Annotated in this window: 28 protein-coding genes; 14 read left to right on the top strand and 14 right to left on the bottom strand. The window is 63.3% G+C overall.

Going from position 1 to position 26173, the window contains the following annotated elements; translation table 11 throughout:
- Window positions 1–82: 82 nt before the first annotated feature.
- Both AC3WOY_RS14235 and AC3WOY_RS14230 read right to left on the bottom strand, forming a co-directional pair.
- A complete protein-coding gene (locus tag AC3WOY_RS14235) occupies window positions 83–1096 on the bottom strand; it encodes an AraC family transcriptional regulator (protein WP_492424842.1) in 1014 nt (337 codons plus the stop codon).
- A 111-nt stretch (window positions 1097–1207) separates the two neighbouring features.
- Window positions 1208–2887, bottom strand: coding sequence for a long-chain-fatty-acid--CoA ligase (locus AC3WOY_RS14230; RefSeq protein WP_492424840.1), 1680 nt, complete (start codon window positions 2885–2887; stop codon window positions 1208–1210).
- Between the two features lie 241 nt (window positions 2888–3128).
- Here AC3WOY_RS14230 and AC3WOY_RS14225 point away from each other — a divergent pair, with 241 nt between their 5' ends.
- Genes AC3WOY_RS14225 through AC3WOY_RS14210 form a run of 4 tightly spaced genes read left to right on the top strand, consistent with a single transcriptional unit; the run spans window position 3129 to window position 6755 of the window.
- The gene (locus AC3WOY_RS14225) at window positions 3129–3767 is read left to right on the top strand and encodes a TetR/AcrR family transcriptional regulator (RefSeq protein WP_492424838.1); all 639 of its coding nucleotides are present in this window, start codon (window positions 3129–3131) and stop codon (window positions 3765–3767) included.
- Window positions 3764–4717: an HlyD family secretion protein gene (locus tag AC3WOY_RS14220; RefSeq protein ID WP_492424836.1), complete on the top strand. Its 954-nt coding sequence runs from the start codon at window positions 3764–3766 to the stop codon at window positions 4715–4717. Before AC3WOY_RS14225 ends, AC3WOY_RS14220 begins: the two co-directional genes overlap by 4 nt.
- A complete protein-coding gene (locus AC3WOY_RS14215) occupies window positions 4717–5634 on the top strand; it encodes an ABC transporter ATP-binding protein (RefSeq protein WP_492424834.1) in 918 nt (305 codons plus the stop codon). The genes AC3WOY_RS14220 and AC3WOY_RS14215 overlap by 1 nt, the downstream gene beginning before the upstream one ends.
- Entirely contained in the window at window positions 5631–6755 is a 1125-nt protein-coding gene (locus AC3WOY_RS14210) for an ABC transporter permease (RefSeq protein ID WP_492424832.1), read from the top strand. Before AC3WOY_RS14215 ends, AC3WOY_RS14210 begins: the two co-directional genes overlap by 4 nt.
- Window positions 6756–6816: 61 nt before the next feature.
- Here the strand turns inward: AC3WOY_RS14210 and AC3WOY_RS14205 are convergent, their stop codons facing one another.
- The 3 genes from AC3WOY_RS14205 to AC3WOY_RS14195 all read right to left on the bottom strand — a co-directional run bounded on the left by AC3WOY_RS14205 (window position 6817) and on the right by AC3WOY_RS14195 (window position 8261).
- Complete coding sequence (locus tag AC3WOY_RS14205) at window positions 6817–7632, bottom strand: amidohydrolase family protein (protein ID WP_492424830.1); 816 nt, start codon at window positions 7630–7632, stop codon at window positions 6817–6819.
- Window positions 7629–7841 carry a hypothetical protein gene (locus tag AC3WOY_RS14200; RefSeq protein ID WP_492424828.1) on the bottom strand — a complete coding sequence of 71 codons (213 nt, stop codon included), beginning with the start codon at window positions 7839–7841 and terminating at the stop codon, window positions 7629–7631. The genes AC3WOY_RS14205 and AC3WOY_RS14200 overlap by 4 nt, the downstream gene beginning before the upstream one ends.
- A gap of 78 nt (window positions 7842–7919) precedes the next feature.
- Window positions 7920–8261: a DUF2917 domain-containing protein gene (locus AC3WOY_RS14195; RefSeq protein WP_492424826.1), complete on the bottom strand. Its 342-nt coding sequence runs from the start codon at window positions 8259–8261 to the stop codon at window positions 7920–7922.
- Between the two features lie 174 nt (window positions 8262–8435).
- On the opposite strand from AC3WOY_RS14195, the gene AC3WOY_RS14190 reads away from it, so the two are divergent.
- The 5 genes from AC3WOY_RS14190 to AC3WOY_RS14170 all read left to right on the top strand — a co-directional run bounded on the left by AC3WOY_RS14190 (window position 8436) and on the right by AC3WOY_RS14170 (window position 14183).
- The gene (locus AC3WOY_RS14190) at window positions 8436–9929 is read left to right on the top strand and encodes an aminotransferase-like domain-containing protein (RefSeq protein ID WP_492424824.1); all 1494 of its coding nucleotides are present in this window, start codon (window positions 8436–8438) and stop codon (window positions 9927–9929) included.
- Window positions 9930–10047: 118 nt separating this feature from the next.
- A complete protein-coding gene (locus AC3WOY_RS14185) occupies window positions 10048–10746 on the top strand; it encodes an ABC transporter ATP-binding protein (protein WP_492424822.1) in 699 nt (232 codons plus the stop codon).
- Window positions 10743–12140 carry an ABC transporter permease gene (locus tag AC3WOY_RS14180; protein ID WP_492424820.1) on the top strand — a complete coding sequence of 466 codons (1398 nt, stop codon included), beginning with the start codon at window positions 10743–10745 and terminating at the stop codon, window positions 12138–12140. Before AC3WOY_RS14185 ends, AC3WOY_RS14180 begins: the two co-directional genes overlap by 4 nt.
- Window positions 12141–12153: 13 nt before the next feature.
- Window positions 12154–12942: an outer membrane lipoprotein-sorting protein gene (locus AC3WOY_RS14175; RefSeq protein ID WP_492429307.1), complete on the top strand. Its 789-nt coding sequence runs from the start codon at window positions 12154–12156 to the stop codon at window positions 12940–12942.
- Complete coding sequence (locus AC3WOY_RS14170) at window positions 12939–14183, top strand: hypothetical protein (protein ID WP_492424818.1); 1245 nt, start codon at window positions 12939–12941, stop codon at window positions 14181–14183. The genes AC3WOY_RS14175 and AC3WOY_RS14170 overlap by 4 nt, the downstream gene beginning before the upstream one ends.
- A 6-nt stretch (window positions 14184–14189) precedes the next feature.
- Here AC3WOY_RS14170 and AC3WOY_RS14165 read toward each other — a convergent pair whose 3' ends face one another.
- A complete protein-coding gene (locus AC3WOY_RS14165; RefSeq protein ID WP_492424816.1) occupies window positions 14190–14639 on the bottom strand; it encodes a DnaJ domain-containing protein in 450 nt (149 codons plus the stop codon).
- Between the two features lie 84 nt (window positions 14640–14723).
- Between AC3WOY_RS14165 and AC3WOY_RS14160 the strand changes: the two genes are divergently transcribed.
- The 3 genes from AC3WOY_RS14160 to AC3WOY_RS14150 are packed head-to-tail and all read left to right on the top strand — an operon-like array spanning window position 14724 to window position 16618.
- The gene (locus AC3WOY_RS14160; RefSeq protein ID WP_492424814.1) at window positions 14724–14873 is read left to right on the top strand and encodes a hypothetical protein; all 150 of its coding nucleotides are present in this window, start codon (window positions 14724–14726) and stop codon (window positions 14871–14873) included.
- Window positions 14874–14890: 17 nt separating this feature from the next.
- Window positions 14891–16102 carry an EAL domain-containing response regulator gene (locus AC3WOY_RS14155; protein WP_492424812.1) on the top strand — a complete coding sequence of 404 codons (1212 nt, stop codon included), beginning with the start codon at window positions 14891–14893 and terminating at the stop codon, window positions 16100–16102.
- A 42-nt stretch (window positions 16103–16144) separates the two neighbouring features.
- The gene (locus tag AC3WOY_RS14150; RefSeq protein ID WP_492424810.1) at window positions 16145–16618 is read left to right on the top strand and encodes an SRPBCC family protein; all 474 of its coding nucleotides are present in this window, start codon (window positions 16145–16147) and stop codon (window positions 16616–16618) included.
- Window positions 16619–16745: 127 nt separating this feature from the next.
- Here AC3WOY_RS14150 and AC3WOY_RS14145 read toward each other — a convergent pair whose 3' ends face one another.
- A complete protein-coding gene (locus AC3WOY_RS14145; RefSeq protein WP_492424808.1) occupies window positions 16746–17870 on the bottom strand; it encodes a DUF2382 domain-containing protein in 1125 nt (374 codons plus the stop codon).
- An 82-nt stretch (window positions 17871–17952) separates the two neighbouring features.
- Complete coding sequence (locus tag AC3WOY_RS14140) at window positions 17953–18591, bottom strand: YsnF/AvaK domain-containing protein (RefSeq protein ID WP_492424806.1); 639 nt, start codon at window positions 18589–18591, stop codon at window positions 17953–17955.
- 220 nt (window positions 18592–18811) lie between these two features.
- Here AC3WOY_RS14140 and AC3WOY_RS14135 point away from each other — a divergent pair, with 220 nt between their 5' ends.
- Window positions 18812–19411 carry a hypothetical protein gene (locus AC3WOY_RS14135; RefSeq protein ID WP_492424804.1) on the top strand — a complete coding sequence of 200 codons (600 nt, stop codon included), beginning with the start codon at window positions 18812–18814 and terminating at the stop codon, window positions 19409–19411.
- Here the strand turns inward: AC3WOY_RS14135 and AC3WOY_RS14130 are convergent, their stop codons facing one another.
- Genes AC3WOY_RS14130 through AC3WOY_RS14115 form a run of 4 tightly spaced genes read right to left on the bottom strand, consistent with a single transcriptional unit; the run spans window position 19412 to window position 23635 of the window.
- A complete protein-coding gene (locus AC3WOY_RS14130; RefSeq protein WP_492424802.1) occupies window positions 19412–20158 on the bottom strand; it encodes an endonuclease/exonuclease/phosphatase family protein in 747 nt (248 codons plus the stop codon). It lies immediately after the preceding gene.
- Entirely contained in the window at window positions 20155–22410 is a 2256-nt protein-coding gene (locus AC3WOY_RS14125; RefSeq protein WP_492424800.1) for a VTT domain-containing protein, read from the bottom strand. Before AC3WOY_RS14125 ends, AC3WOY_RS14130 begins: the two co-directional genes overlap by 4 nt.
- An 18-nt stretch (window positions 22411–22428) precedes the next feature.
- Window positions 22429–22986: a dihydrofolate reductase family protein gene (locus AC3WOY_RS14120; RefSeq protein WP_492424798.1), complete on the bottom strand. Its 558-nt coding sequence runs from the start codon at window positions 22984–22986 to the stop codon at window positions 22429–22431.
- Complete coding sequence (locus AC3WOY_RS14115) at window positions 22967–23635, bottom strand: glutathione S-transferase family protein (RefSeq protein WP_492424796.1); 669 nt, start codon at window positions 23633–23635, stop codon at window positions 22967–22969. Before AC3WOY_RS14115 ends, AC3WOY_RS14120 begins: the two co-directional genes overlap by 20 nt.
- A gap of 258 nt (window positions 23636–23893) precedes the next feature.
- Between AC3WOY_RS14115 and AC3WOY_RS14110 the strand changes: the two genes are divergently transcribed.
- The gene (locus tag AC3WOY_RS14110; protein WP_492424794.1) at window positions 23894–24307 is read left to right on the top strand and encodes a hypothetical protein; all 414 of its coding nucleotides are present in this window, start codon (window positions 23894–23896) and stop codon (window positions 24305–24307) included.
- A gap of 130 nt (window positions 24308–24437) precedes the next feature.
- Here the strand turns inward: AC3WOY_RS14110 and AC3WOY_RS14105 are convergent, their stop codons facing one another.
- Both AC3WOY_RS14105 and AC3WOY_RS14100 read right to left on the bottom strand, forming a co-directional pair.
- Entirely contained in the window at window positions 24438–25397 is a 960-nt protein-coding gene (locus AC3WOY_RS14105) for an alpha/beta hydrolase (RefSeq protein ID WP_492424792.1), read from the bottom strand.
- A gap of 85 nt (window positions 25398–25482) precedes the next feature.
- The gene (locus AC3WOY_RS14100; protein WP_492424790.1) at window positions 25483–25845 is read right to left on the bottom strand and encodes a DUF2784 domain-containing protein; all 363 of its coding nucleotides are present in this window, start codon (window positions 25843–25845) and stop codon (window positions 25483–25485) included.
- Window positions 25846–26173 lie beyond the last annotated feature (328 nt).

Here is a 26173-nt window from a genome sequence, read left to right as displayed (position 1 = left end):
GGAACTGCGGTGGAGGAAAAGCGGCCCATTGTAGCAGCGCTGAAGCGTGCTTTCGGATTCGTTGCAGCTTCGCTACGACGGGTTAGCGTTCACTTTGCAGGCGACCGCGGTATTCGGTCGGCGTGACGTTGAACCAGCGCTTGCAGGCGCGGCTGAAGGTGCTGCGGTCGGTGAAGCCGAGGCGCGATGCCACCTGGGCAAGTCCAAGCTGCGGCTGGTTGAGGTAGCGCTGCGCGAGTTCGCGCCGGGCCTCGTCGACCATCTGGTGGAATGAGGTGCCCTCTTCCGCCAGGCGGCGCTGCAGGGTGCGCTCGCTCATGCACAGCTCGCGGGCGACGTCCGCGCGCGCGGGATCGCCCTCCGGGAGCCGGCGGAGAATGGATTCGCGTGCTCGGATGCTGGTGCGGTTCTTTTCCAGTTTGGCCAGCCGTTCGCCGGCATAGCGGTCGTGCAATTCTGCCAGCACAGGATTGGACGCCTGCAGGGGCAGCCGCAAGTCGGCATGGGAAAACAGGAGGCGGTTGGCCTGGGCATCGAAACGGACCGGGCACTGGAAGACGGCTGCATACGTCGTCGTGTCCGACGGCGCACCGTGAGTGAGTTCGACTGCGCGCGGGTGCATTTCCGTGCCGGTGATCCAGCGAAAGAAGGTTTGCAGTGTGGTGAACACGAAATCGATGCGGTGCCGCGGCACGGGCCGCTTGCCGCCCGCAAGCTCGATCCCGACCCAGCATCCCTCGGGCGCGTCTTGCATGGTGATCATGACGGCGTCGCTGACGACGCGCTGGTAACGCACGAGGAAATCCAGCCCGGTACGCAGGTCCTTGCAGGTCATCATCGCGTAGGCGACGACGTCGAAGGCGGCCGGCTGCAGCGGGCCGGGCATCGCCAGCCCGATGAAGGGGTCGCCCGAACGCGCGGCGGCCAGTTCCCACAGCAGGCTGATCTTTTCCGTGTCGTAGCGTGTGTCGGGATTGTCGATGGAGGCGAGGTCGAGCTGCGCCTCGGCGAACAGGGCGTGGACGTCGAGGCCGACGCTTTTCAGCCGCTCCGCGATCCCCCTGACCCAGGAGGCGGAAGTGGTCTGTTCGCTCATGCTTGCTGTCTCCTGTCGGCGTGATTGCCTGCAATCTTAATACAGGTCGCGGGAGACAGGGCTGGCATTCACTCCCTTCTTCCGCCTGCGGGAGAAGGGAGCAAAGACGCCTTACGCGGCCTTCTTCTCATCCCGCAGCTCGCGCCGCAGGATCTTGCCGACGTTCGTCTTCGGCAGCGCATCGCGGAATTCGATGTACTTCGGCTTCTTGTACGCGGTCAGCTGTTCCCTGCAATACTGCATCAGCTGGTCCTGCGTCAGGTTCGCGTCCTTGCGCACCACGAACAGCTTCACCGCTTCGCCGGAATTGCTGTCGGGGACGCCGACGCAAGCGCATTCCAGCACGCCGGGGTGAGCGGCCACCACGCCTTCGACTTCGTTCGGATAGACGTTGAAGCCGGAGACCAGGATCATGTCCTTCTTGCGGTCGACGATCTTCACATAACCGCGTGCATCCATCACGCCCACGTCGCCGGTCTTGAAGAAGCCGTCCGCGGTCATGACCTTGGCGGTTTCTTCCGGACGGTTCCAGTAGCCCGCCATCACCTGCGGCCCGCGGATACCGATCTCGCCGGCTTGGCCCAGCGGCACCGGCTTGCTCTCGTCGTCGAGGATGGCGATCTCGGTCGACGGCAGCGGCAGGCCGATCGACCCGTTGTATTCCGCATCGGCAAGATTGCAGGTTGCGACCGGCGAGGTTTCGGAGAGGCCGTAGCCTTCGTTGATCGGACAGCCGGTGGCCTTCAGCCACTTGTCGGCGACGACCTTCTGTACCGCCATGCCGCCGCCGTTGCAGACCTTCAGCGCGGAGAAATCGAGCTTGGCGAATTCAGGGTCGTTCAACAGGCCGTTGTACAGCGTGTTCACTGCCGGGAAGAGGTTGAACTTGACTTTCGCCAGTTCCTTGACGAAGCCGGGAATGTCGCGCGGATTCGGGATCAGCAAATTCACGCCGCCGTTGCGCAAGCCGAACAGGCAGCAGGCCGTCAGCGCGAAGATGTGGTACAGCGGAATGGCGCAAACGATGGTCAGCGCCTCGACCCGCGGTTCCTTCTTCAGCGTGGGCTGCGACCAGGCCTCGTTCTGCAGCACGTTGGCGACGACATTGCGGTGCAGGAGGATCGCGCCCTTGGACAGGCCGGTGGTGCCGCCGGTGTATTGCAGGAAGGCGATGTCGTTCGATCCGATCTTCGCCTTCTTCATCTTGAGCTTCGCGCCTTCCGTCAGGGCCTGGCGGAAAGGCACGGCGCCGGGCAAGGCGTAGGCGGGCACCATCTTCTTGATCTTGCGCACGGCGAAGTTGACGATGGTGCCCTTGATCGGCCCGAGCAGGTCGCCCATGGTGGCGAGCACGATATGCTTGACTCCGGTCTTCGGCAGCACCTGCTGCAGCGTGGTGGCGAAGTTTTCGAGGATGACGATGGCCTTGGCGCCGGAGTCGTTGAGCTGGTGCTCCAGTTCGCGCGGCGTGTACAGGGGGTTGACGTTGACCACCACGTAACCCGCGCGCAGGACGGCGGCGAGGGCCACCGGGTATTGCAGGATGTTGGGCATCATCAGCGCCACGCGATCGCCCTTCTGCAATCCGCGCGCCTGGAACCAGGCGGCGAGCTTCTGCGACAGCGCATCGACTTCCGCGTAAGTCAGCGCCTTGTCCATGCAGATATAGGCATTGCGCGACGCGTACTTGCGGAAGGATTCCTCGAACAGGTGGGCCAGCGAATCGTACTGTGCGGGATTGATCTCGGCGGGCACGCCGGCGGGATAGGACTGGAGCCAGAACTTGTCCATGGTTGTCTCTCTCTCTTTTTTCTTGAATGGAATGCCATGGTCGAAATGACAATGGCGTTAGTGTGCCGAGCCATGCTAGGGAGACGGGGTTTCGGGTGCAAGTAGGTGCGGCCATCTTGTCCCGGGCGATCACGCATTTGGCCGCCGCGATCACGCCGCATCCGGAACCAATGGCAGAAGACGTTTCACGGCGGCATTTCAAGGCTGTTTGCGTCATTACTATACAAGCGTACAATAACTTATGCCCCGCCCTTCCCAGAACATCGACCAGCGCCTGCTGCAAGCCGGCATGGAACTGCTGCCGCAGACCGGCTGCCGCGGCCTTTCGGCGCGCAAGCTGACGGAGCACGCGGGGGTGAACCTCGGGATGTTCCACTACCACTTCCGCAGCAAGGACAACTTCATCCGCACGCTGCTGCAGCAGACCTACGAGCAGATGTTCCAGGATCTGGTGCTGCAATCGCATGAGGGCGTGTCACCGGTCGACAACCTGCGCAAAGCCATTCGCGTCATCGCAGGATTCGGACGCACGCACCGCCAACTGCTGCTGCGCATCGGCGCCGACGCTTTGGCAAACGAACAGGTCGCGGCTGAATTCCTGCAGGCCAACCTGCCCCGCCATCTCGCGGTCGTCGCCGGCCTGGTCGTCGAGGCGCAGCGCAGCGGCGACCTCGTGAAGGCTCCCCTGCCGCAGGTCATCGCCTTCATTGCCGGCGCGGTGATGTCCCCGGTCCTGCTCGGTACGGCACTGATGGAAAACAGCCAGTGGCCTGCGGCCGGGGCCGTGCTGGAACAGGAAGTGCTGTCGAAAAAAGCGGTCGAACAGCGCATCGAATTCGTGTTGCGCGGATTGTCCGCGCGCAACGGAGAAACGCCATGAAGACCCTGCCCGTATGGATTGCCCTGCTGGCCCTCGCCGGCTGCAGCGACAAGCCGGCCGATTATTTCCCGGGGTATGCCGAGGCCGAGTACGTGCGGCTGGCGACGCCCATCGCCGGCACACTCAGCAAGCTGCATGTGCAGCGCGGCGACAAGGTGGAGCCGAACGTGCCCGCCTTCGTGCTGGAACAGGACAGTGAACGCGCGGCTCGCGAGGAAGCGGCATTCCGGGTGCAGCGCGCGGAGGCGCAGCTGGCCAACCTGAAGAAAGGCCGCCGCCCTGAAGAAGTGGCCGCGGTGCAGGCGCAGCTCGTGCAGGCGGAGGCGGCGCTGAAGCTGGCGAACAGCAATTACGCGCGCCAGAAACAGCTGGTGGAGGACAAGTTCATCGCCCCGGCGCGGCTCGATGAAGCACGCAGCGCGGCGGACCGCGACCAGGCGCGTGTCAATGAATTGCGCGCGCAGGTGCGTATCGCCAACCTCGGCGCACGTTCCGATGAGATCGCCGCCGCCGGGCAAGAACTGAAGGCGGCACGCGCACAGCTCGCGCAGGCCGAATGGCGGCTCGCGCAAAAGACGCAGAACATTCCGGTCGCCGGCAGCGTTACCGACGTGCTGTATCGCGAGGGCGAGTTCGTGCCGGCAGGCAGCCCGGTCGTCAGCGTCCTGCCGCCGCAGAACATCAAGCTGCGCTTCTTCGTGCCCGAGTCGCAATTTGCGACGCTGCGGCTCGGGCAGGACGTGGTCGTGCAATGCGACGGCTGCAAGGGCCCGATCCCGGCGAAGGTCAGCTATCTTTCGAGCGCGCCGGAATACACGTCGCCGCTCATCTACAGCAAGGAAAACCGCGCGGCGCTCGTGTTCATGATCGAGGCGCGCCCCGATCCCGGCCAGGCGACCCTGCTGCATCCCGGCCAACCGGTCGAAATCCGTCTCGCGCAGGCACGGTGATGGATGCCGTCATCGACGTGCGCGGCCTGACCAAACGCTACGGCGGCCGCACCGTCGTAGACCGGGTCGACATGCAGGTCGCGCGCGGCCGCATCTACGGCTTCCTCGGTCCCAACGGCAGCGGCAAGACGACCACCATCCGCATGCTGTGCGGCCTGCTCACGCCGGACGAAGGCAGCGGCACCTGCCTGGGTTTCGACATCCGCAAGGAATCGCGCAAGATCAAGCGCCAGGTCGGTTACATGACACAGAAGTTCGGCCTGTACGAAGACCTGAGCATCGAGGAAAACCTGTCCTTCGTCGCGCGCGTGTACGAGATGCCGGATGCGGATGCGCGGGTCGATGCGATGCTGGCGCGGCTCGGACTCGCGGGCAGGCGCACGCAGCTTGCGGGCTCACTCTCCGGTGGATGGAAGCAGCGCCTCGCGCTGGCGGCCTGCCTGCTGCATGACCCGCAATTGCTCCTGCTCGATGAACCGACTGCAGGCGTCGATCCCAAGGCAAGGCGCGACTTCTGGGACGAGCTGCACGAGCTGGCGGCGGGCGGCCTGACGGTGCTGGTCTCCACCCATTACATGGACGAAGCCGAGCGCTGCCACCAGCTCGCCTATATTGCCTACGGCAAGCTGCTGGCGCAGGGCACGGCCGGGCAACTGATCGCCGATGCCGGACTGACTACGTATTCGGTGGCGGGACCGGGGCTGTCCACGGTCGCGCATGCGCTGCGCGCAAATCCCGCGCTCAACGTCGCTTCGTTCGGCACTGCCCTGCATGCCAGCGCAGCCACCGCGGCCGAACTCGACGCGGCACTGGCGTCCTGCCGCAATGCGGACACAACGATCACCCCGGTCGACACCAGCCTGGAAGATGTCTTCATCGCGCTGATGCAGCAGTCGAAGGACAACTTTTCATCATGAACTGGTCGCGCTTCCTCGCCATCCTGATCAAGGAGTTCCGGCAAATCCGGCGCGACAGGCTGACCTTTGCGATGATGGTCGGCGTCCCGATCATGCAGCTCGTGCTGTTCGGCTTTGCGATCAATACCGATCCGAAGCAGCTTCCTATGGCGGTGGTCTCCGCCGACGAAAGCGAGTTCTCGCGCAGCCTCATCGCCGGGCTGGAGAATTCGCAATACTTCCGCGTGACGCAGCGCCCGCGCAGCGAGACCGAAGGCAACCGGCTGCTGGACGAAGGCCGCGTGCAATTCCTGCTGGTGGTGCCGCCGGATTTTTCGCGCCAGCTCGTGCGCGGTGAGCATCCTGTCCTGCTGCTGGCCGCCGATGCGACCGATCCCTCCGCTTCGGGCAATGCACTGGCTTCCGTCAATGCGATTGCGCGGCAGGCGGTGGGACGCGACCTGAACGGGCCGTTGCGCAACCTCCAGCCCGTCGATGCACCGTTCGAAATCCGCGCCCAGCGCCGCTACAACCCGGAAGGCATCTCTCGCTACAACATCGTACCGGGGCTGATCGGCGTCGTGCTGACCATGACGATGGTGATGATGACTTCACTGGCAATGACGCGCGAACGCGAGCGCGGCACGATGGAAAACCTGCTCGCCACGCCGGTCAGGCCGCTCGAGGTCATGGTCGGCAAGATCGCGCCCTATATCCTGATCGGCTACGTGCAGGTGGTCGTGATCCTCGCCGCGGCCCATGTGCTGTTCCAGGTGCCGATGGTGGGCAGTCTCTTCCTGCTGTCGGCCGCGCTGGTCGTGTTCATGGCGGCCAACCTGGCTGTCGGTTTCACATTTTCGACAGTCGCAAAGAACCAGTTGCAGGCGATGCAGCTGACGTTTTTCTTCTTCCTACCGTCGATGCTGCTGTCGGGATTCATGTTCCCGTTTCGTGGCATGCCGGAATGGGCGCAAATGATTGGGGAAGTTTTGCCTCTGACGCATTTCCTGCGTGTGGTGCGGGGGATCATGCTGAAGGGAAATGGCGTTGCTGAAGTGCTGCCGAATGTTTGGCCGATGGCGGTGTTTATGCTGGTGGCGGGAGTGATTGCTTTGAAGCGTTACAGGCAGACGTTGGATTAGCTTGTTTTTTCTTCGGTGACCCGGTGCTGTAGCTCTCCGTGCAGGGTCATCGAAGAAAAAATCAAGGCACAGCAAACATCGCCATCCCATTCCGGTACGCAATCTTCTCCGCCACCTCACGCGGCAGATGTCCCAACATGCGCCGATAGAAGGCCGCGAGTTCCTCCACCTGCCCCCAGCGCGGCGTGATCCAGGTATCGGTCCCCACAACGAAGCGGTCCGGATACTTCATCATCAACGACTTCCAGCGCGGACTGAGCGCGCCGTCCTGTTCGATGTCCATGCGATACGACAGCTCGCCGACGATATTGGGATACTGCGCAAACATCTGCTCCACCTTGTCCATCGGCGTGCTCATGCCGGTATGCGCCCAGATCAGCTTCACGCCAGGCGCATGCTTCAGGATGCGTTCCACCGCGTCCTCGTCGGCGTGCGCATGCAGCCACATGCCGCGCTCCTTCGCCAGCCGTGCGATCTTTGCCATATAGGGAGCATCCGCGTCGGCGCCGAAGATGTGGAACTCGCCGATGCCGCGATAGATGCCGCGTGCGAGCTCCTTCTCCACGTACTCCGCGACGCCGGCGCTGGCGAACCAGTCGTAGCGGTCCGGCTGCACGCGGTACGGACGCAGGAATGGCACGATGACGATGTCCTTCGCCTTCTGCGCAATCAGATCCAGCGTGCCGTCATTCGGACGGCTGGTGGCCAGCACGGCGCGGATGCCGGCCTTGCGCCACAGCGCAACCACCTGCTCCGGCGACAGGAGCGAACGCGCCTCGATGTTGTAATGCATGTGCGCATCGAACAGCGGCAGGGGTTCCTGCGCCTGCGCATTGAAGGCACACGCGGCTGCGAGAAGAAGGACAAGGCGTTTCATTCGACCACCCCCGGTTTTCCGCTATCGCTGCCCATGTGCCAGAGACGGCCCTTCGCATCGACGATCGTCTTGCGTATGCCTTCGTTCTTCGTCGGCAGCGGGAACACTTGGAACTTCTCGCTCGCCGGGTCGAACAGGGCGATGGTGTCGTTGGAGCCGCCCGCGTGAACGATGGCGGGCAGCAAGAGCAGGGACAGAACGGTTCGCATGCTGCGCTCCTTTCTCGAAGCGTTCATTGTCGCGCATCCCGGCCGGACTTGCAGGGGGGGGGGCGCCACCCCCTGGTGTTACGCGGTCCGTTTCGGGCGCAGCTGCAGCAGCCTGACGATGCGGCCGATCAATGCCGGCAGCCTGAGGCGGTAATGCGTGTAGTCGAAGGCGCGCGGCAGGTCGACGCCGATACGGCAGACACCGACTGCCTCGGCCAGCACCAGTCCCCCGTTCGGAACCGTATAAGTGCTTCCCGGGCGCAGGAAGATGTCGACTGGCTGGCCGTAAGCGGTAATCCACACCACGCCCGAAACGCAGTGGATGCGGCGGCCCCCGGCGGCGACCAGTTTGAGGGGGTGGTTTTCGTGCAGTTCGCACTCGACCTGGCTGCGCGAGGCGGCGAGGATCTTCGGCTGCATGGTGCTCTCCTTTCTGTGGGTTGGAGAACCATCCTACGTTGTTGCATTGCAGCGCAACAGGTGCAGCAAGGCGGAATTGTTACCATCACAGGGCCTTTGCATGCAAACTGTACTGGTCGAAAAACCACCGAACTGTATCTTTGTGCCGCAGTGCGGCAAGGTCACAATCAACGCATGTCCGCACAAACCAACCTCTACGAGCACCTTGCCGACGAACTCGCGGCACTGATCGCGAGCCGGGTCTTCGCCCCCGGCGACCGACTGCCGTCGATCCGGCACCTGGCGCAGCAGAAGAGGCTATCGATCAGCACGGTGATGCAGGCGCTGCGCCTGCTGGAGGATCGCGGACTGGTCGATGCGAAGCCGCAGGCGGGCTATTACGTGCGCCCTCGCGCGCGCGGGCTGGTGGCGCTGGCCGATGCGCAGGACATGAAGGAGCCGACCTACGTCGGCATCAACAACCTGCTGATGGAAGTGCTGCGCGCGATGAAGACGCCGGGCGCCCTGCAGCTCGGACTGTCCTGGCCGCCGGATGAACTGCTGCCGGTGAAGCGCATGCAGCAGGTGATGAGCGCGGTGGCGCGGCGCAGCCCGGAATTGCTGACCCGCGAAGGCTGCTTCGATACCAACGAACCCAATTTTGTCCGCCAGGTCATCCGCCGCGCGGTGGACTGGGGGCGCATCAACCCGCAGGAAATCATCGCCACCAATTCATGCACGGAAGCCCTGAGCCTGGGGCTGCGCGCCGTGGCCAAACCGGGCGATACGGTCGCGATCGAGTCGCCGACCTACTTCGTACTGCTGCAATTGATCGAAAGCCTGGGCATGAAGGCGCTGGAGATCCCCACCGATCCGAAGACGGGCATTTCCGTGGACGCGCTGGAGCTGGCCATGCGCGAGGGACTGGTGCAGGCTTGCCTGCTGGTGCCGAACGCGAACAACCCGCTCGGCTGCATCATGCCGGAGGCGAACAAGAAGCGGCTGGCCGGCCTGCTGGCACAGTACGACGTGCCGCTGGTGGAGGACGATGTCTACCGCGACATGTGCTTCCCGGCCGAGCGGCCGTGGCCGGTCAAGGCTTACGACCGATCCGGCCATGTCCTGCTGTGCTCGTCGTTCTCGAAGGTCGTCAGTCCGTCGGCGCGGGTCGGCTACATCGTCGCCGGCCGCTATACCGAACAAGTCGCCTACCTCAAGAATGTGTCCAGCGGCGGCACCAACCACTTCACGCAGGCGGTGCTTGCCGATTTCATCGGCAGCAGCAGCTATGACAGCCAGGTGCGCAAGATGCGCCGGGCCGTGACGCAACGCGTCGCGCGCATGTCCGATGCGGTGTCGGCGTTCTTCCCGGACGAATGTTCCGTCTCGTCGCCGCAGGGCGGATTCGTGCTCTGGGTGCAGATGCCGGACGAGGTCGATGCGCTGGCCTTGCACCGGCAGGCGATTGAAAAGGGGATTGCCTTCATGCCGGGGCAGCTGTTTTCCGCGTCGGGCAAATTCGGCAATTGCATCCGTCTCAACTGCGGCAACGCGTGGAGCGCGGATATCGAGCGCGCGGTTCGCACCATTGGCGAACTGGTCTATCGGCAACTCGACCAGGGCAACTTGCGCGCAGCGCGCGAGCGGCCGCGTGTCATTGAATTTACACGATTGGGCTGCAATCCCTGACATTCCACGCCCTTTTTCCACCATTTCATCGCCGCCACCAACATTTCGTCGCAAACCCCTCGCCTGCATTGCATGCAATGGCTATAGTGGCAACGTTTTCTTTCCCGGAGAGCATTGCATGCATCCTGTCGTCCTCAAGCAAGTCGGCAAGACCTACCATCTCGACGCGGTCGATGTGCCGGCATTAAGCGATATCAATCTCGAAATCCGCCCCAACTGCTTCACCGTGATTTCGGGTCCTTCGGGCAGCGGCAAGACCACGCTGCTCAACATCATCGGCTGCATCGACCGGCCGGATGCCGGCGAAATCATGGTGGCCGGACAGGCGGTGCAGAAGATGCCGGACGACGCGCTGTCCGATTTCCGCGCGCGCCATCTCGGCTTCATCTTCCAGAACTTCAACCTGCTGCCGGTGCTGACGGCCTACGAGAACGTGGAGTATCCACTGCTGCTTGCGAAGATGCCGGCCGCGCAGCGGCGCCAGCGGGTGCTGGCCCTGCTCGATGCGGTAGGCCTGGCCGACCGCGCCAGCAATCGCCCGGGACAGTTGTCCGGCGGGCAGCGGCAGCGGGTGGCGATTGCTCGCGCGCTGGCGCCTGCGCCGAAGCTGGTGCTGGCCGACGAACCGACCGCCAACCTCGACAGCCAGACCGGCGCCGCCATCATCGCGCTGATGCGCAAGATGCAGCGCGAGCACCATGTGTCCTTCGTGTTTTCCTCGCACGATCCGCAGGTGCTAGCGGAAGCCGACGACGCGGTCTTCATCCGCGACGGCCGCATCACCGGCATCGAACGCCGCACGGAGGCGACAGCATGAATACCTTCCCGCTCGCCCTGCGCAACCTGTTGCGCAACCGCCGCCGCTCGCTGACCACGCTGCTGGCGATGATCGTCGGCCTGGTGGCCATCCTGCTGTTCGGCGGCTACAGCCGCAACGTCATCCTGGCGATGCAGACCGGCTATGTGCAGTTCCACGGCCATTACCAGATCCAGCGCAAGGATTACTTCCTCTACGGCAGCGGCAACCCCACCGCTTACGGCATCCCGGATTACGAACGCATCATGGACAGCGTCAAGCGCGATCCGGTGCTGGCGCCGATGCTGACCGTCGTCACGCCGAAGATGCAGCTGGGCGGCATCGCCGGCAATTTCGCGGCGGGCGTATCCAAGACCGTGCTGGCCAGCGGCATCGTGGTCGACGAGCAGAACAGGATGCGCGCCTGGGACGATTTCGGCAGCATGAGCTATTCGCGCCCGCTGGCGCTGACCGGGACGACACCGGATGCCGTGGTGATTGGCCAGGGGGTTGCGCGCATCCTGCAACTGTGCGGCCCGCTGGAAGTCCCCAATTGCCCGCAGGCGGCGGCAAAGCCGGAAGCTTCCGGGCCGCAGGCGCCGGATGACATTGCCGCGCTGTCGGCCATGGAGAAGCCCGTCGATACACCTGCCGGCGCACAGAACGCGACCGCAATCGAGATGCTGGCGGCCAACCTGCGCGGTGCGCCCAACGTGACGCGGCTGAATGTCGTGAAGGCGGAGAACCAGGGCCTGAAGGAAGTCGACGACGTCTTCATGATCATGCACCTGCAGCAGGCGCAGCGCCTGATCTACGGCAGCGAGAAGCCGCAGGTCACCGCGATCCAGCTTCAGCTCAAGCACAGCAGCCAGATGCCGGCGGCCAAGGCGCGGCTGGAAGAACTGCTGGCGACGACCTTCAAGGATGCGCAGCTGGAGATCCAGGCTTTCCAGACGCTGGCGCCGATCTATGGCCAGACCATCCAGTTCTTCAATTCGGTATTCGGCTTCATCTCCATCCTGATCGGCGTGATCGTGCTGTTCACGGTGGGCAATACGATGAGCATGGCGGTGGTCGAGCGCACGGTCGAGATCGGCACGCTGCGCGCCATCGGCCGCCGGCGCGGCGGCATCCGGAGCATGTTCATGTGCGAAGGCCTGCTGCTGGGCCTGATCGGCTCCCTGCTCGGCGTGGCGATCGCGCTGCTGTTCTCGGCGCTGATCAACAACAGCGGCCTGACGTGGACGCCGCCGGGCTATGTCTATGCGTATCCAGTGAAAACGCGGGTATGGGGCGAGGCCGGCCTGATCCTCTCCAGCGTGCTCGGCATGGTGGCGGTGGCGGTGATCTCCGCATGGTGGCCTGCCAACCGCGCATCGAAGATGGTGATCGTGGACGCATTGCGGCATGTATGAGGATGAGATGAACATGCAGAAAAAGAACATGCGAAGAATGACGCTCGCCGCACTGCTGGCAAGCGCCCTGCTCCACCTGCCGGCCATCGCATCTCCCGATGCGCAGGCGATCCTTGCCGCCAGCGACGCGGTGCGCAATCCCGGCTTTGCATTCGGGCTGACCACCACGCTGATCGAATACCGCAACGGCAAGCAGGCCGACACCAGCACGTTGGCGGTCTACTCGAAGGAAGACAAGACCGGCGGGCAGTTCCGAAGCCTGATCCGCTTCGTCGCCCCGGCGCGCGATGCCAACAAGCTGATGCTCAAGAACGGCAACGACCTGTGGTTCTACGATCCATCCAACAAGGCCAGCATCCGCATTTCGCCGCAGCAGCGCCTGCTCGGCCAGGCGGCCAACGGCGACATCGTGACGGTGAACCTGGCCAAGGATTACAAGGCCACCCTCGCCGCCGAGGAAGAGACGCAGGATGGCGAACGCCAGGCGCGGCGCTGCTACAAGCTCGCGCTGGAAGCCATCAGCCCCGACGTCACCTACCACCACATCGAAATGTGGATCGACGTGACCAACAACCGGCCGGTGAAGGCGCGCTTCTACACCGAGAGCAACCGCCTGCTGAAGACCGCCTATTACCGCAAGTACCAGAACCAGCTCGGCGCGGAACGGCCGACCGAGACCGTCATCATCGACGGGCTCGATCCCAACTGGGTGACGGTGATGCGCTTCTCGGATTACGCGAAGCGCGACGTGCCGGAAGCCTGGCTGCAGCGCGACTACCTGCCGCGCTTCAAGCCCGAATGATGCGCCGCCTCGCTTTCCTGCTCGCGCTGGCGGCAGGTCCCGCGCTGGCCCAGGACGCGGAACTCGATGCCCTGCGTCTTGCCGACGAAGCCCAGGCGGAGATCGCGCGCGCATCCGACGGGTCCGCCTTCATCGAAGGCGCGGCCGGCCGCACGATCCTGCGCAACGGCATCGGGTCGTGGGACCAGCGACTGTCGCTCGACGTGCAGCTCGACAAGCGCTTCGCCCCCGGCTGGCGTTTCGTGTTCGCCGACCGGCTGGACATGTTCTGGCAGGACGAACCGGCGCGGCAGCACGGCATCAACACGCTCAAGGAGGCCTATCTCGGCTGGCAGGCGCGCGACGACCTGCTGATCGATCTCGGCCGGATCAATGTGCGCAACGGCGTGGCAACCGGCTACAACCCGACCGACTATTTCCGCACGGGCGCAAACCGGTCGGTCATCTCCGCCGATCCGGCCAGCCTGAAGAAGAACCGCCAGGGCAGCGTGATGCTGCGCGGGCAGACGCTGTGGGATAGCGGATCGATGACGGGACTGGTATCGCCCAAACTGGCCTCGCAGCCGAATCCGGCGGCGCTGAATCCCGATGTCGGCTCCACCAACAACCGCGACCGCTGGCTGCTCGCGTTCAGCCAGAAGCTGTCCGACGGTCTCACGCCGCAGTGGCTGCTGTACAAGGAAGAAGGATTGGCGACGCAGGCCGGTTTCAATCTCTCGCTGCTGCTCAACGATTCCACCGTCGCGCATGTCGAGTGGTCGGGCGGCCGCAGCCCTTCCCTCCTCGCCCAGTCGATGCAAGACGGCGACACGGCCTTTCGCAACCGGGTCAGTACCGGATTGACCTACACCGCGGCCAGCAAGCTGTCGGTGACGGTGGAGGCGCAATACAACGGCGCCGGACTGCACGATGACGAATGGCGTGCGCTGCCGCGCACTTCGCCGCTGGCGTATGCGCGCTACCGGCCCCTGCTGCAGGCGCTGCAGGAAATGCCGACCAGGAAATCGGTGTTCCTGTACGTGTCCTGGCAGGATGCGCTGTTCAGGCATCTCGACCTGAACGCGATGGTGCGCCACAACCTCGCCGACAGCAGCCGCCTGTCGTGGCTGGAGGCGCGCTACCACCTCGACCGGGCCGATCTTGCGCTGCAGTGGCAGCTAAACAGCGGCACGCCGTTCAGCGAGTTCGGCGCCGCGGGACAACGGCGTGCTGTCCAGGCGCTGGTGCGGTATTTTTTCTGAGGAAGGTCAGTCTGCGCGGGAATGCAAGGCCTGAGGCGATGGACGGCCCTCGGCGAGAAGGGCATTTTCGCGCAGTGCGGTCGCGGAGCTGTCCCTGCTTGCCGCCGCCTGTACGCTGGTTTGCCCGTCATAGACCTGCCGGTAGTAACCGCGTGCGATAAGCACCAGTCCCGCAACCAGCAACACCAGGCCGACGGCGGTGCCGAAGCGCTCGATCCTGCGCAGCCGCGCATGCTCCAGCTGGTCGAGCTTGAGGTCGTATTCCATGCGGCGGCTCGGCGATGACAGGATGAGATAGGCCTGGCGCATCTGCTGCAGCCGCAACTGGTCCTTCTTGCGCAATGGGTAGCTGCGGTTGCCTGCGATGTGCTGGCTCAAGCTGTGCCGGTAGCTCAGCTCGATATCGGACGCGCTCGCTTGCCGTGTCACGCCCAGCTTGTCGTAGAGGGTTTTCATCTGGCAGTCATTCCTGCTTTGGCAAGCGGGCACTTTATCGAATGCGGCAGGCCCCAACAATCCCGCGGATATGGGAATTCCGGCATGGCAATTTCCTGGAGAATGGTTCTCTCGCGCAAACCGCTTGTCGCGCAGTGTCGACCATTTGATCTGCTGCCCTTTACAAACAGCGGCAATGCAACCAAACTGACAAAACCGTTGACGGATATCAACATCGCTGTCGCCTCCGGTTGACAGAACAGAAACACGCCATGACCAAAGACAATCCGGTCCCGATTGCCGACCTGCATTTCCTCATTGCGGAGGACGATGAATTCCAGCGCCACTGGCTGCATGTCATGCTGCAGAAGCTGGGTGCGCAGCACGTTATGGAAGCGGAAGACGGCAAGGCGGCCCTCGACATCCTGCAGGCGAAGGACCAGCGGATCGACATCAGCTTCATCGATCTGAACATGCCGAAGATGGATGGCATCGAACTGGTGCGCCATCTCGCCAACAATGAAAGCCAGACCGCGATCGTGCTGACCAGCGCGCTCGGGTCGGCATTGCTGCTGTCGGTGGAGACCATGTCCGAGGCGTATGGCGTCAACCTGCTCGGCACCTTCGAGAAACCGGCCACCCCGGAAATCCTGCAGAAGCTGATCGACAGCTACCAGCCACCTGCGGCGCGACTGGCGCGCAAGAGCCTGCCCGTGTTCACCCTGCAGGAAATCCGCGACGGCATCGCCGCCGCGCAATTCGAACCCTTCTTCCAGCCCAAGGTGGAGCTCGCGACCGGCAAGGTCAAGGCGGTGGAAGCCTTCGTGCGCTGGCGTCATCCGCAGCACGGCATCGTCACGCCGCCGGCCTTCATTCCGGTGCTCGAAGCCAGCGGACACATGGAAGACCTGACCTGGCTGGTCGTGGAGCGCGCGGTGGCTGCCTGCCGCGGCTGGCACGACCGGGGGCTGATGCTGTCGGTATCGATCAACCTGTCGGCCACCTCGCTGGCCGAACCGGGCCTGGCGGAAAGAATCCTCTCGCATATCGGCCAGCACGGCATCGATCCGCAGTACCTGACCATCGAGATCACCGAGCTGATGGCGATGACCGACGTGCCGGTCTGCCTGGAAAACCTGGCGCGCCTGCGCATGAAGGGCTTCGGGCTGTCGATCGACGATTACGGCACCGCCCATTCCAACGTGCAGCAGTTGCTGCGCATCCCTTTCCTCGATCTCAAGATCGACCGTTCCTTCGTCGCCGGCGCATCGCAGAACAAGCAGATGCACATCGCACTCAGTTCCTGCCTGGAACTGGCCAGGAAGCTGCGCCGCAACTCGGTCGCGGTCGGCGTGGAAACGCGCGAAGACTGGGACTTGCTGCGCGACCTCGGTTGCACCTATGCACAAGGCTTCTACATCGCCAAGCCCATGGAGCGCGATGCGATCCCCGGCTGGATCGAGGAGTGGTCGCAGTTTTTCTGACCAGGGGTTACACTGCCCGGATTGAACCGGCACTCCCTCGTCATGAAATTCGAACACCTGATTGAAATCAACGATCCGCTCAACCCGCTGATCGACCGCCTGTCGCGCGAACAACTCTGGCGCGGCCTCGTGCTGCGCGCGGAAACGCCGATGGACTTCGTGCCCCATCTCGACAACTGCAGCATCCTGGAACGCGACGACCGCACCCTTTCGCGCGAACTGCGCTACGGCGATCTCGTCGTGCGCGATAGCGTCACGCTGGAGCCGCTGCACAAGGTGACCTACCACGTGCCGCCGCAGAAGGACATTCCGGAATCACGCCTGACCATGACCATCGAGGAGCCCGAGCCGGATATCCTGTTCGTGCGCTTCGTGTACGACGACGGCGCGAGCGAGGAGCAGGATACGGCCGCAGCGTTCTACAACGACTTCCGCCGCTCGGCGTACAAGGAATCGGATATCGATACGATACGCACCATCCGCGAGATGGCGGAGGCGGGGCGGCTGGGGGAGTAGTGTCGCTCCCCTCTCCCGCCTGCGGGAGAAGGGAGCAACGACCAACATGGCGCGGGGAGCCGCGCTCCGCTTTGGCTCCCCGCTTTGCCCCTACCCGCCAGGGGAGGGATCGTCAGACTGCTCTGTCTTACTGGCCGCGCTGCCGGCCGGTGACCCGCTCAGCGCCATAACGCACCGCATCCTTCACCTTGTCCCATGCGCTCTCGGGATGGTCGCGTTCCCAGTCGCTGCGCAGGTTGGATTCTGCATCTTCCCAGCGGTAGTTCCTGTAGCGCTCGCTGCCGCCGGCCATCGACCCGTAGCGGTATGCGGCATCGTAATCTTCATACCGGCCGCCGGTAGCGCCATAGGCGTTCTGCCAGTGCGTGCGGTAATCCGAATCGTCGGACGTCATTGCCGTGTCCGCAAAATCCTCGCGCATGCCGGTGCCCGATGCCATCGACGTGTCCGCCGCGGTCGTTGCGCCGGTTGTCGACCGGTCGGCCGCGCCGAGCTGCTCGACGTCAACCTCGGTCCTGCGCACGGCGTCGTTGACGTTTTCGGTGCGCTCGGTGGCCTCCTTGAGGGCCGCCATGTCCGCTTCGGATGCAGGCTGATCGACCGGATGGCGTTCGATATTCACATGCTCTTCGCGCAGATTCACCGATTCCTGCACCGGCGTTTCGGTCATGCGCTGGTAGATGCGCACGCCGCCGCGCTGCACCGCGCGCTTGCCGACCTGCAATTCTTCCTCGACGATGGGGATGCGCTGCTGCTCGCCGCGCATCGACTCGGCGGGCGACTCCGTCGTACGGTTCTGGCCGTACAATGCACGATCCTTTTCGATCTCGCTGTCGGAGAATATCGGCGCCGCCTCGTCATAGCCGGTCCACCCCTGGCTCCGCCAGTGCGTTGCCCGTTCGTCAATATCAACCGGATCGAAACGGTTCATCACCTCGATGGCACGCTCGCGATCCTCCTCGCTGTCTGCATCCACCGTGACCACGCAACTGCCGCGCCGCGTCGCTTCGGCATAGATGTCATGATGCTGACGGTACTCGTCATCCTCCATCCCGAACAGCGAACGGAAGAAATGGCCGATGCCCGAACCGGAATGCTGGCTGCCGGTTGTGTCGGTTGCCGCGGAAGTCCTCTCAGACGCCTCCGGGCTAAGCTGGATCTCGTCGCGAGAAAAGCCGCAGGCGATCAGTTCGTTCATCACGTTCTGCGCTTGGGCATAACTGTCGTACACGCCCACTACCGTGTTTTCCATGATCACTCTCTCCTAACATATGTTGTCTGTCCGCCGGAAGGGCCAGGGATGGGCAATGCAGGCATAACCCGTGCCTGCATCATTACGGGTGCCTGCCCTCGTCGAAATGCTCCACCTGCACCTGCTCCGAACGCAGCACGACCGTCTCCGGCTTGCGCACTTCCTCGCGGCGGCGGGTGATGCGCACCTCTTCCTTGAGCAGCAACTGTTTCTGCACCACCAGCACTTCCTCCAGCACGGGCACCACCAGCGTGTCGCCCTCGTAGCGCATCTGGGGCTGGTCGGATTCCGCCACCACGCGGCCGATCTGCACATGCTCGACTTCGAGCCTGTCTTGCAGCAGCGGCTGGTCGAGCACCTGTTCGCGCTCGGCGACGGTCTTGTGGATGCGCACGCCGCGACCGGTATCGACCACGCGTTTGCCGACCTTCACGTCCTCCTCCATCACGGGGAAACTCATCTGCATCGGATGCCGCGTGTCGGCGGAGATATGGAAGGTGAACGGCAGGCGATAGCCACCATCGTGCTGCGCGAGCAGGCTGACCGGCACCAGCACCTGTGTGCCATCGATGAGGCGTATCCATGCCTGCGGTCCGGTGCTGCTGTCGCCGCCGCCCTGCTGGATCGAAACGATGGATGCCGCATTGCCGCCGGCATCGGTCACCTGCGCGCCGACGAGGTCATCCGGCATACCGGGCAGGCTTTCGGAAATGGTCGCCATGAGCTGTCTTCCCTCTCGGGTCAAAGGAAGACATGGGCATGCAATTAGCAGACCGGGCGAAGGAGACGCCGCGCGGCGCTTTGGCATGCGCTGCACGGCGGGCTCTTTTTACCACCCAAGCGAAAAAATTACATGTGCGATGTGAAGCCAGGTGCAGCCGAACTTCTCGAAGTCGTTGCACTCTCACACCTATTCACTTTCGACAATGAAAGGGGCAACCGTGAGCACCATTATTGCCGGACGATTCCTGCAGCAAACGCAGATCGAATACACCATCGAGGAGCTGGTGCGCGCCGGTTTCGCGCGCGACCGGATTTCCACCTTTTACGTGAATCCGCCGGGGCAGCATGACAGCTATCCCATCGGCGGCGACCATGCCGTGTCGCCGGGTGCGCATGAGTCCGGCAAGGGCGTGGCAATCGGCGCAGCGACCGGTGCTGCCGTGGGCGTAGCGGCCACGCCTTTCCTCGGCCCCGTCGGCGCCATCACCGGAGGTTTGGTCGGCGCCCATGTGGGTGGATTGATGGGCAGCCTCTCACAGATGAAAGAGCGGGGAGAAACCGGCGAGCATGCGGAAGACGCCGGCAACGCCATGCCTCTCCGCCATTCGGGCTTGCTGCTGGCAGTCGCCATGGGCGAGCAGGATGATGCAGACCATGCGGCCAACCTGTTGCGTTCCATGGGAGCGATGGAACTTGAACGCGCCGAAGGCACGATCGAGAACGGCGACTGGAACGATTTTGACCCGACCGCGCCCCCACACTTCCTGCAGCATGCGCCACAGCAGCCGCTTCCTGGCGGACCGAACCAGAGGAGGTAATCAACCGTCGATATGCGCGACCAGCGGCAAGTGATCCGATGCGATCCTTGCCAGCGGCGTCGCATGCACCTCCACGTGCACCAGCCGGTGCCGCGGCCGGATCCAGATACGGTCGAGCGCGAACAGCGGACGGCGTGAAGGAAAGGTCTTCGGCGCCGGCACCGGCTGGAAGTGCGACACCAGCCAGCGCAGCGACCTTCCCCACACGAACCACTCGTTGATGTCGCCAAGCAGGATGACCGGCATCTCTTCCGTATCGAATACCTGCAGCAGGCGGCGTATCTGGTCGCGCCGTTCGGCCGGCCGCAGGCCGAGATGCGTCGCGACAATGCGCAGCATGTGGCCGTGGCAATTGACGTCCGCATCCAGCGCGCCGCGCGGTTCGCGGCTGCCGAAACTCAAATCGATGGAACGCAGCGACAGGATGGGATAGCGGGTCAGCACGGCGTTGCCGTAGCGGCGTTCCGGCCTGTCGCAGGCAGGTCCTTCCGCTGCGGCATAACCTGTCGCCTCCTGCAGCAGGTTCAGCACGTTCGGTGTCCTGGTGCCGCCCAAGGGGACTTCCTGCAGGGCGACGATGTCGGCATTCATTTCCTTCAGCACTGCCGCCACCCGGTCGGGATTGAATTTGCCGTCGCAGCCGACGGCGCCATGGATATTGTAGGTGGCGATCGTCAGCGGCCAAGGGTTAAGGGCTGGCACAGCGTCGCGGACCGGCGGTTCCACAAGGGTCAGGTCATCCATCATGCAGTGCGGTCCTCCCTGCGTTTGAGAAGTTTCTGCAGACCCAGTGCCAGCAGGATGAGACTGCCCGCGACGGCAATCAGCACGGCCACGGTGCCGGGACTTGGATTGCGTACCGCCTCGGCGAGATGGTGCACGAAGGTGACCGTCATGGTGATGCCGGGCAGCATGCCCAGCAGCGTGCCGATCATGTAGTCGCGGAAGCGAATGTGCGATGCGCCGGCCACCATGTTGACGACGGTAAAGGGCGCAATCGGCAACATGCGGATCACCACCATCGCAAGGATGCCTCGCCGGGCGATGCGTTTGCTCAATGTGTTGATGCGTGTGCCGAGCAGTTTCTGCACCGCTTCCCGTCCGAGCCAGTGCCCGATGCCGTAAGCCACGGCGGCGCTCAGCATCGAGCCGCCGATGGCATAGAGCGCACCGAACACCGGCCCGAACACGATGCCGGTGACGGCAATCAGCAGCATCACGGGCACCATCATGAGGCCGGCGGCAACATAGCTGCCAACGACTGCCAGCGGCGTGAATGGCATCGCCTCCAGCTGCCGCGCAAGGCCGATCAGCGCGGCAAGGTTGATGGTTTCCCGCAAGGGCGTCCAGCGCCAGGCGACCGCGAGCAGGGCCAGGGCAATGGCGAGCAGGCCTACGCCGATCAGGCGGCGCGGCACCGGCTTGCGTTCTTCACGGGGGACGAATTCGGCGACCAGCTTGTCCGGGTCGATGGGCTGCTCGGGATCGAACAGGGCCTGCTCCGGGATCAGCGCATCCAGCTCCGGCGTTGTCTCGGGTTCCATCGGGCACAGCGTGCGTTCGGAGCGGCGCAGGGAATCGATGGCGGCGTGCAGGCTGCGGCATTTCCGCGCTTCGGCCTCGACGGTTTCCGTCGTCGTATCGAGATGCTCCGCGAGAAGGCGTGCCCGCAGGCGCGCGATAGCGGCCCGAATGCGCGGCGCATCCGGGCCGCGCGCCTCGATGGTGACGTTGCATTCCGTATCGAGCGCCATCGACCGACTGCTCAGGTTGGCCGAGCCGATTGAAAACACATCGTCGTCGATGGCGAACACCTTGCTATGCACGTTCAGGCACTGCTCCAGGCCGGGGATGTGCGGGCAGTACATGCGGTAGCGGCCATGGCGGTCGGCCGCTTTCAGGCGGCGGTGGACGCGGGCGCGCAGCACGCCCATGGTTACCTGCTCGAGCCAGCCGCTCTGCGTCCTGGGCGAGATGATGCAGACTTCCGGGCCGTCCGGTTCGTCAAGACGACGGGCCAGCGCATCGGCAAGCATGCCCGAGGTGAAATACTGGTTCTCGAAAAACAGGGTCCGGCACGCGGCGGCGATCGCGTCGAGATGCAACTGCCGCACCTCATGCACGCCGGCATGTTGCTCGAACACGGGCTCCGTGCGCGAAATGGCGACATCGACATCGTCCAGGTCCGGCACGACATCCGCCGGCCAAGGGTCCGGCCCGTTGCCGATGGCTGGCGGAACGATTTCTCCCGTCGCACGTTGCCATCGCGTACGGGCCAGCTGGCCAAGTGCGCGTGCTGCATCGCCATCGGCCAGCGCCTGCACATCATGAAAGGGACCGTGCGGCCTGCCGTCGCTGTCGCAGCGCAAGGGAGCGCGGCAGGCGTGTTCCGGCGTGTCCCAGCGGCTGCGGGTGAGGTCCAGGCCGCCGACGAAAGCGACGCGGTCGTCGACCACGACCACCTTCTGGTGATGGGAGCCGCCGATGGGGTGCTTCGCATCCATGCGAAAGGCAAGGCGCTGGTGGGTGCGCCAGTCGAGCTTGACCACCGGTAACCACTCGCGCTCGAGCGCATAGAGCATCGCAAAATCCCAGTTGAGCACATAGGCGTGCAAGCCGGGCCGCGCTGCCACGATGGCGTGCAGGAAATCGCCGAGCGGTTCCGGAAAACCGTCGTTGGCGCCGCCGGGGACGAGGCGGGTGCGGCTGTCGATATCCCAGCTCAGGATGAAGATGCTGTGGCGCGCGTTACGGATCGCGGCGCGCACGGCACGGAAGTAGGCATCCGCGTCCACCAGCATGGAAAACCGGTGCGCACGCTCGATGCGCCAGCAATTGCGTCCCGGTTGAAGCAAGGCAGGCGAAACGGGTCGCCGGGTAGTCTGTTCCTCGGGCAATGGCAGGTTCACGATGTCGATTGGAAAATACTGCTTTTCCTCTTCGACGCGCGGCCTCTGCGTTAGTTTCTCCGTACGCAGCGTTTCCCTGGGGCAGGACAAGCCCGCGCTGCGTTGTGATCACTCCCGGCTGATGCGGTAGATACTCTGCACGAAGCCGTTCGGAAAGGCCTGGGTGCGCACATGCTGCAGCGGCAGGTCGCCGCCGGTCGGCCCGAACAGGGGAATGCCATCGCCGAGCAGCACGGGGATGCGCGTCACCGTCAGCTCGTCGATCAGGCCGGCGGCGATGAAGCGCTGGATGGTGAGGCCGCCATCGACATAGAGATGCCGGGCGCCCTCGCCTTCCAGCCGCCGCACCAGCGCGGCCGGCTCCTCCGATGAGGCCGACACGGTGGCGGGCACGTGCGGCGGGAACACGAGCGGCCTGCGCGTCAGCACCACCACGCGCTTGTCGTCATACGGCCAGCCGCCGAAGCCGAGCACCGTCTCATAGGTATTGCGGCCCATGACCAGCACATCGACCGACGCGAAAAATGCCTTGTACCCATAGTCCTCGCCGCTCGCCTCGGGATCGCCGAGCCAGTCGATGCTGCCGTCCCTGCGTGCGATGAAGCCATCCACGCTGGCGGCGATGTAGACCGAGGCGCGCATGGCGTCAGCCCAGTCCGTAGGCACCGCCGCGCTCCAGCGCGCGCTTGTAGGCGGGGCGCTTGTGGATGCGGTCGAGGAAGTCCATCAGCTTCGGCCGGGTCGCATTGAGCCCGCCGCGCGCGGCTGCCGCTTCGAGGGGAAAGCTCATCTGGATGTCGGCGGCGCTGAACGACTTGCCGGCAAACCACTTGTTGCGGTCGATCTCGCTTTCGAGATAGTCGAGATGACGATTGATCTGCGGCTCGATAAAGGTGCGCTTGGCGCGCTGCGCGATGGCCTTGGCAATCGGCTTCACGATGAAGGGCATGGGTCCCTTCTCGATACGGTCGAAGACCAGCTTCAGCAGCAGCGGCGGCATGGCGGAACCTTCCGCATAGTGCATCCAGTAGGTGTAGCGCAGGCGCTCGGGGCTGCCGTGCGCGGGTGCGAGCCGGCCGGCACCGTAGCGTTCGACGAGATACTCGATGATCGCGCCGGATTCGGCAATCGTGAGTCCATCGTCGGTAATGACCGGCGACTTGCCCAGCGGATGGACTTCACGCAGTTCGGGCGGCGCCAGCATGGTCTTCGCGTCGCGCTCGTAACGCTTGACCTCGTAGTCGAGGCCGAGTTCTTCCAGCAGCCACAGCACCCGCTGCGAACGGGAATTGTTGAGGTGGTGGACGATGATCATGGGGAGTTTTCTTTTTTAGGTTGAGCGACCTATTCTCCCACGGACGGGGAAAGTCTTCAGGGTGTTATTTGAACAACGGGAACACGGGTATAAACTTGGTGGCGTATTTCACGGTTAATTATTGCTGTGTTTTTATGCAGCACATCGTTAAGACACCACGGTGTAACGGTTTACGATGGATTCCGATTCCAGGTTATACGGAGAGCGAGCCGGGTTAATCAGACAGCCGTTGCCTGATTAACTAGAAAGTTAGCATTTATGATCACTGATCCCATTTCATTGACCGCAGTTCGCGAGAACTGGGCTGGTGTTGAAAAACTAAAGGCGCACGACCGTGTTGTAACCATGATTCCTGGTTATTGCTTTGTCGACGCGGGAAGTCTTGCACCAGAAGGCTTCTGGAATCTTCCATTCGTTCTCGCATATTCGGTGCTAGATCAGGTATTGACTGCGTTAAAAGACGAGGGCGTTTTTGTTTGTGGATCTTGGATGCTTGGGGCGAAGATGGAGGCATCGAAACTGCATCTTCCATGGCAGGACTATGACTTGATTGCGCGAGGACGCGATGCGCGAAATGACTTGGCGCACGAAGCAGTACTGCTAAATAAGGGGGACTGTTTCCTATACATTGATGCTATAGGCATTGAGTTAAAGGTTTGGGGCATACTTTAACGATAAAAATGGCTCACCGCTTAGCAGAGCTAACCCACCAATCAACTGGACGTTCTAAAGCGTGCCAGTTATCGCCACGTTGCGGCACCCGGTATGGTGCCTGCACCTTTATCAAAGAATCCACCAGCGGCTATTTGAACAACGACGCTATGTAGCCATCGACTGCGGCCGTGTAAGCGCCGCGCAAACCCAGCTGCTCGTTGATCTCGCGATGCGTCAGCGCCTGTTCCAGAACCTGCACGCGGACGCCCAGTGATACCGCCTTCCCGGCGAAATGGCGGGCCTGCGGCACGGCGCTCTTGCGTTCGGTGGACGCGACGGCAAGCATCGGGGGCGCGCCTGCGGTGAGGTGGTGATAAGGCGATGCACGCCGCCAGTACGCCGGATCGCTGCCGAAGGCGCGGTCGTGCAACGGCAGGTGCGGCCCTTCCATGGTCTGCACCACGTCCAGCGAGGCGCTGTCGAGCAGGATGGCGCCGAGCCACGGCGTCGCGCCCTGGCGTAGCGCACGCTCCGGCGCAGCCGAGACCAGTGCCACAAGATGCGCCCCGGCTGAATGCCCCATCAGGATGAACTTCGACGGATCGCCGCCCCAGGTGGCCGCATTGCGCTGCGCGGCGATGAGGGCGCGCGCAATATCCTCGGCCTGCTCGACAGGCGTCGCCTGCGGCAGCATACGGTAATTGGTCGAGATGAAGACATAGCCCTTCGATACCCAGTGCGCCATCTTGTTGGCGACCACGGAGCGCATCGCCTTGTCGCCGCGATACCAGCCGCCGCCGTGCGCCATGAAGATCACCGGCGCGTTCTGCACACTCCGGCGCGGAAGGTAGACGTCGAATCGCTGGTCGTTGTCGCGGCCGTATGCCACGTCGCGGATGACCTGCACGTCCGGCCCGATTTCGTTGCCCGCCATGGTGTCATTATCGGCATCGTCAAGCTCGTCCCCGCGCCGGTTCGCGATCCGCTCGCGCAATGTCTGCGCAAATCCGGAGGGGCTGGCTGCCGCCAGCATGAGCATGGCGAGGATGATGCGGCGCTGCTGGTTGTCGCTGGACTGCATGTCGCGTTCTCCCGGGCTGGTTGTCATGCCGGAAGCGTAGCGCGGCGGGCACGTCCGCTTCAACACAGGATTTGTATCGGAACGTAGGTTCCTGCAGCGGGATGTAAGCAAGTTATGCGCGCTTGCGAAAGATCAACCATGCATAGACCGCGACGTTGACAATGAGCAGCACCGCGCCAAGGATATAGCGCAGCTCCAGAGTGAGGTTGCCGGGATAGAGCAGCAGCATCAGGTAATGCTCGATGAAGCCGCCTGCGTAGCCCGCTTCGCCTCCGAGCAGGCGGAGGTGGTTTTCGAGCGGCGTCAGCGGGCAGATCCAGTCCGCCCATTGCACGGCGATACCCCACAAGAGCGCAGGCAGGTGCAGCCAGGCGACGCGCGGCCGATGCAGGACAAGCAGTCCGCCGAGCAACGCAAATGCGACGAAGGCGAAGTGCAGGACCAGGACAGTATCGGCAAGCAGGCGGTAGAACATGGTGAAGAGGGCGCTAGTGGATCACTTGGCAACCAGATCATTTGTAGGACTTGGATTCTTTAGCGATTTGCTGTAGTCCTCTAATTTCTCAGTTTATGGACGATGCATTTCGTACTGTCGTGTGTAATTGTGATTTTCTCCGCGATGCCACTTGAATGCCCGCAATTCAATGGGCTGACTTCCTTGAAGTCAAACGTATATCCTGCCTTTGTTCTTTTTATGGCCACTTGGTCGTCTACATTCGCGGAATTGACTAACTTGACGACGTATCCGAATGTAGTCTTATTCCAGATCGAGTCTTTTTGACCTCTCTTGTTCTCAAGTTTTG

It is taken from the genome of Noviherbaspirillum sp. FW303-A3, assembly GCF_058788695.1.
The sequence above is the reverse complement of the archived record's forward strand: the minus strand, read 5'-3'. Positions and strand labels throughout refer to the sequence as shown.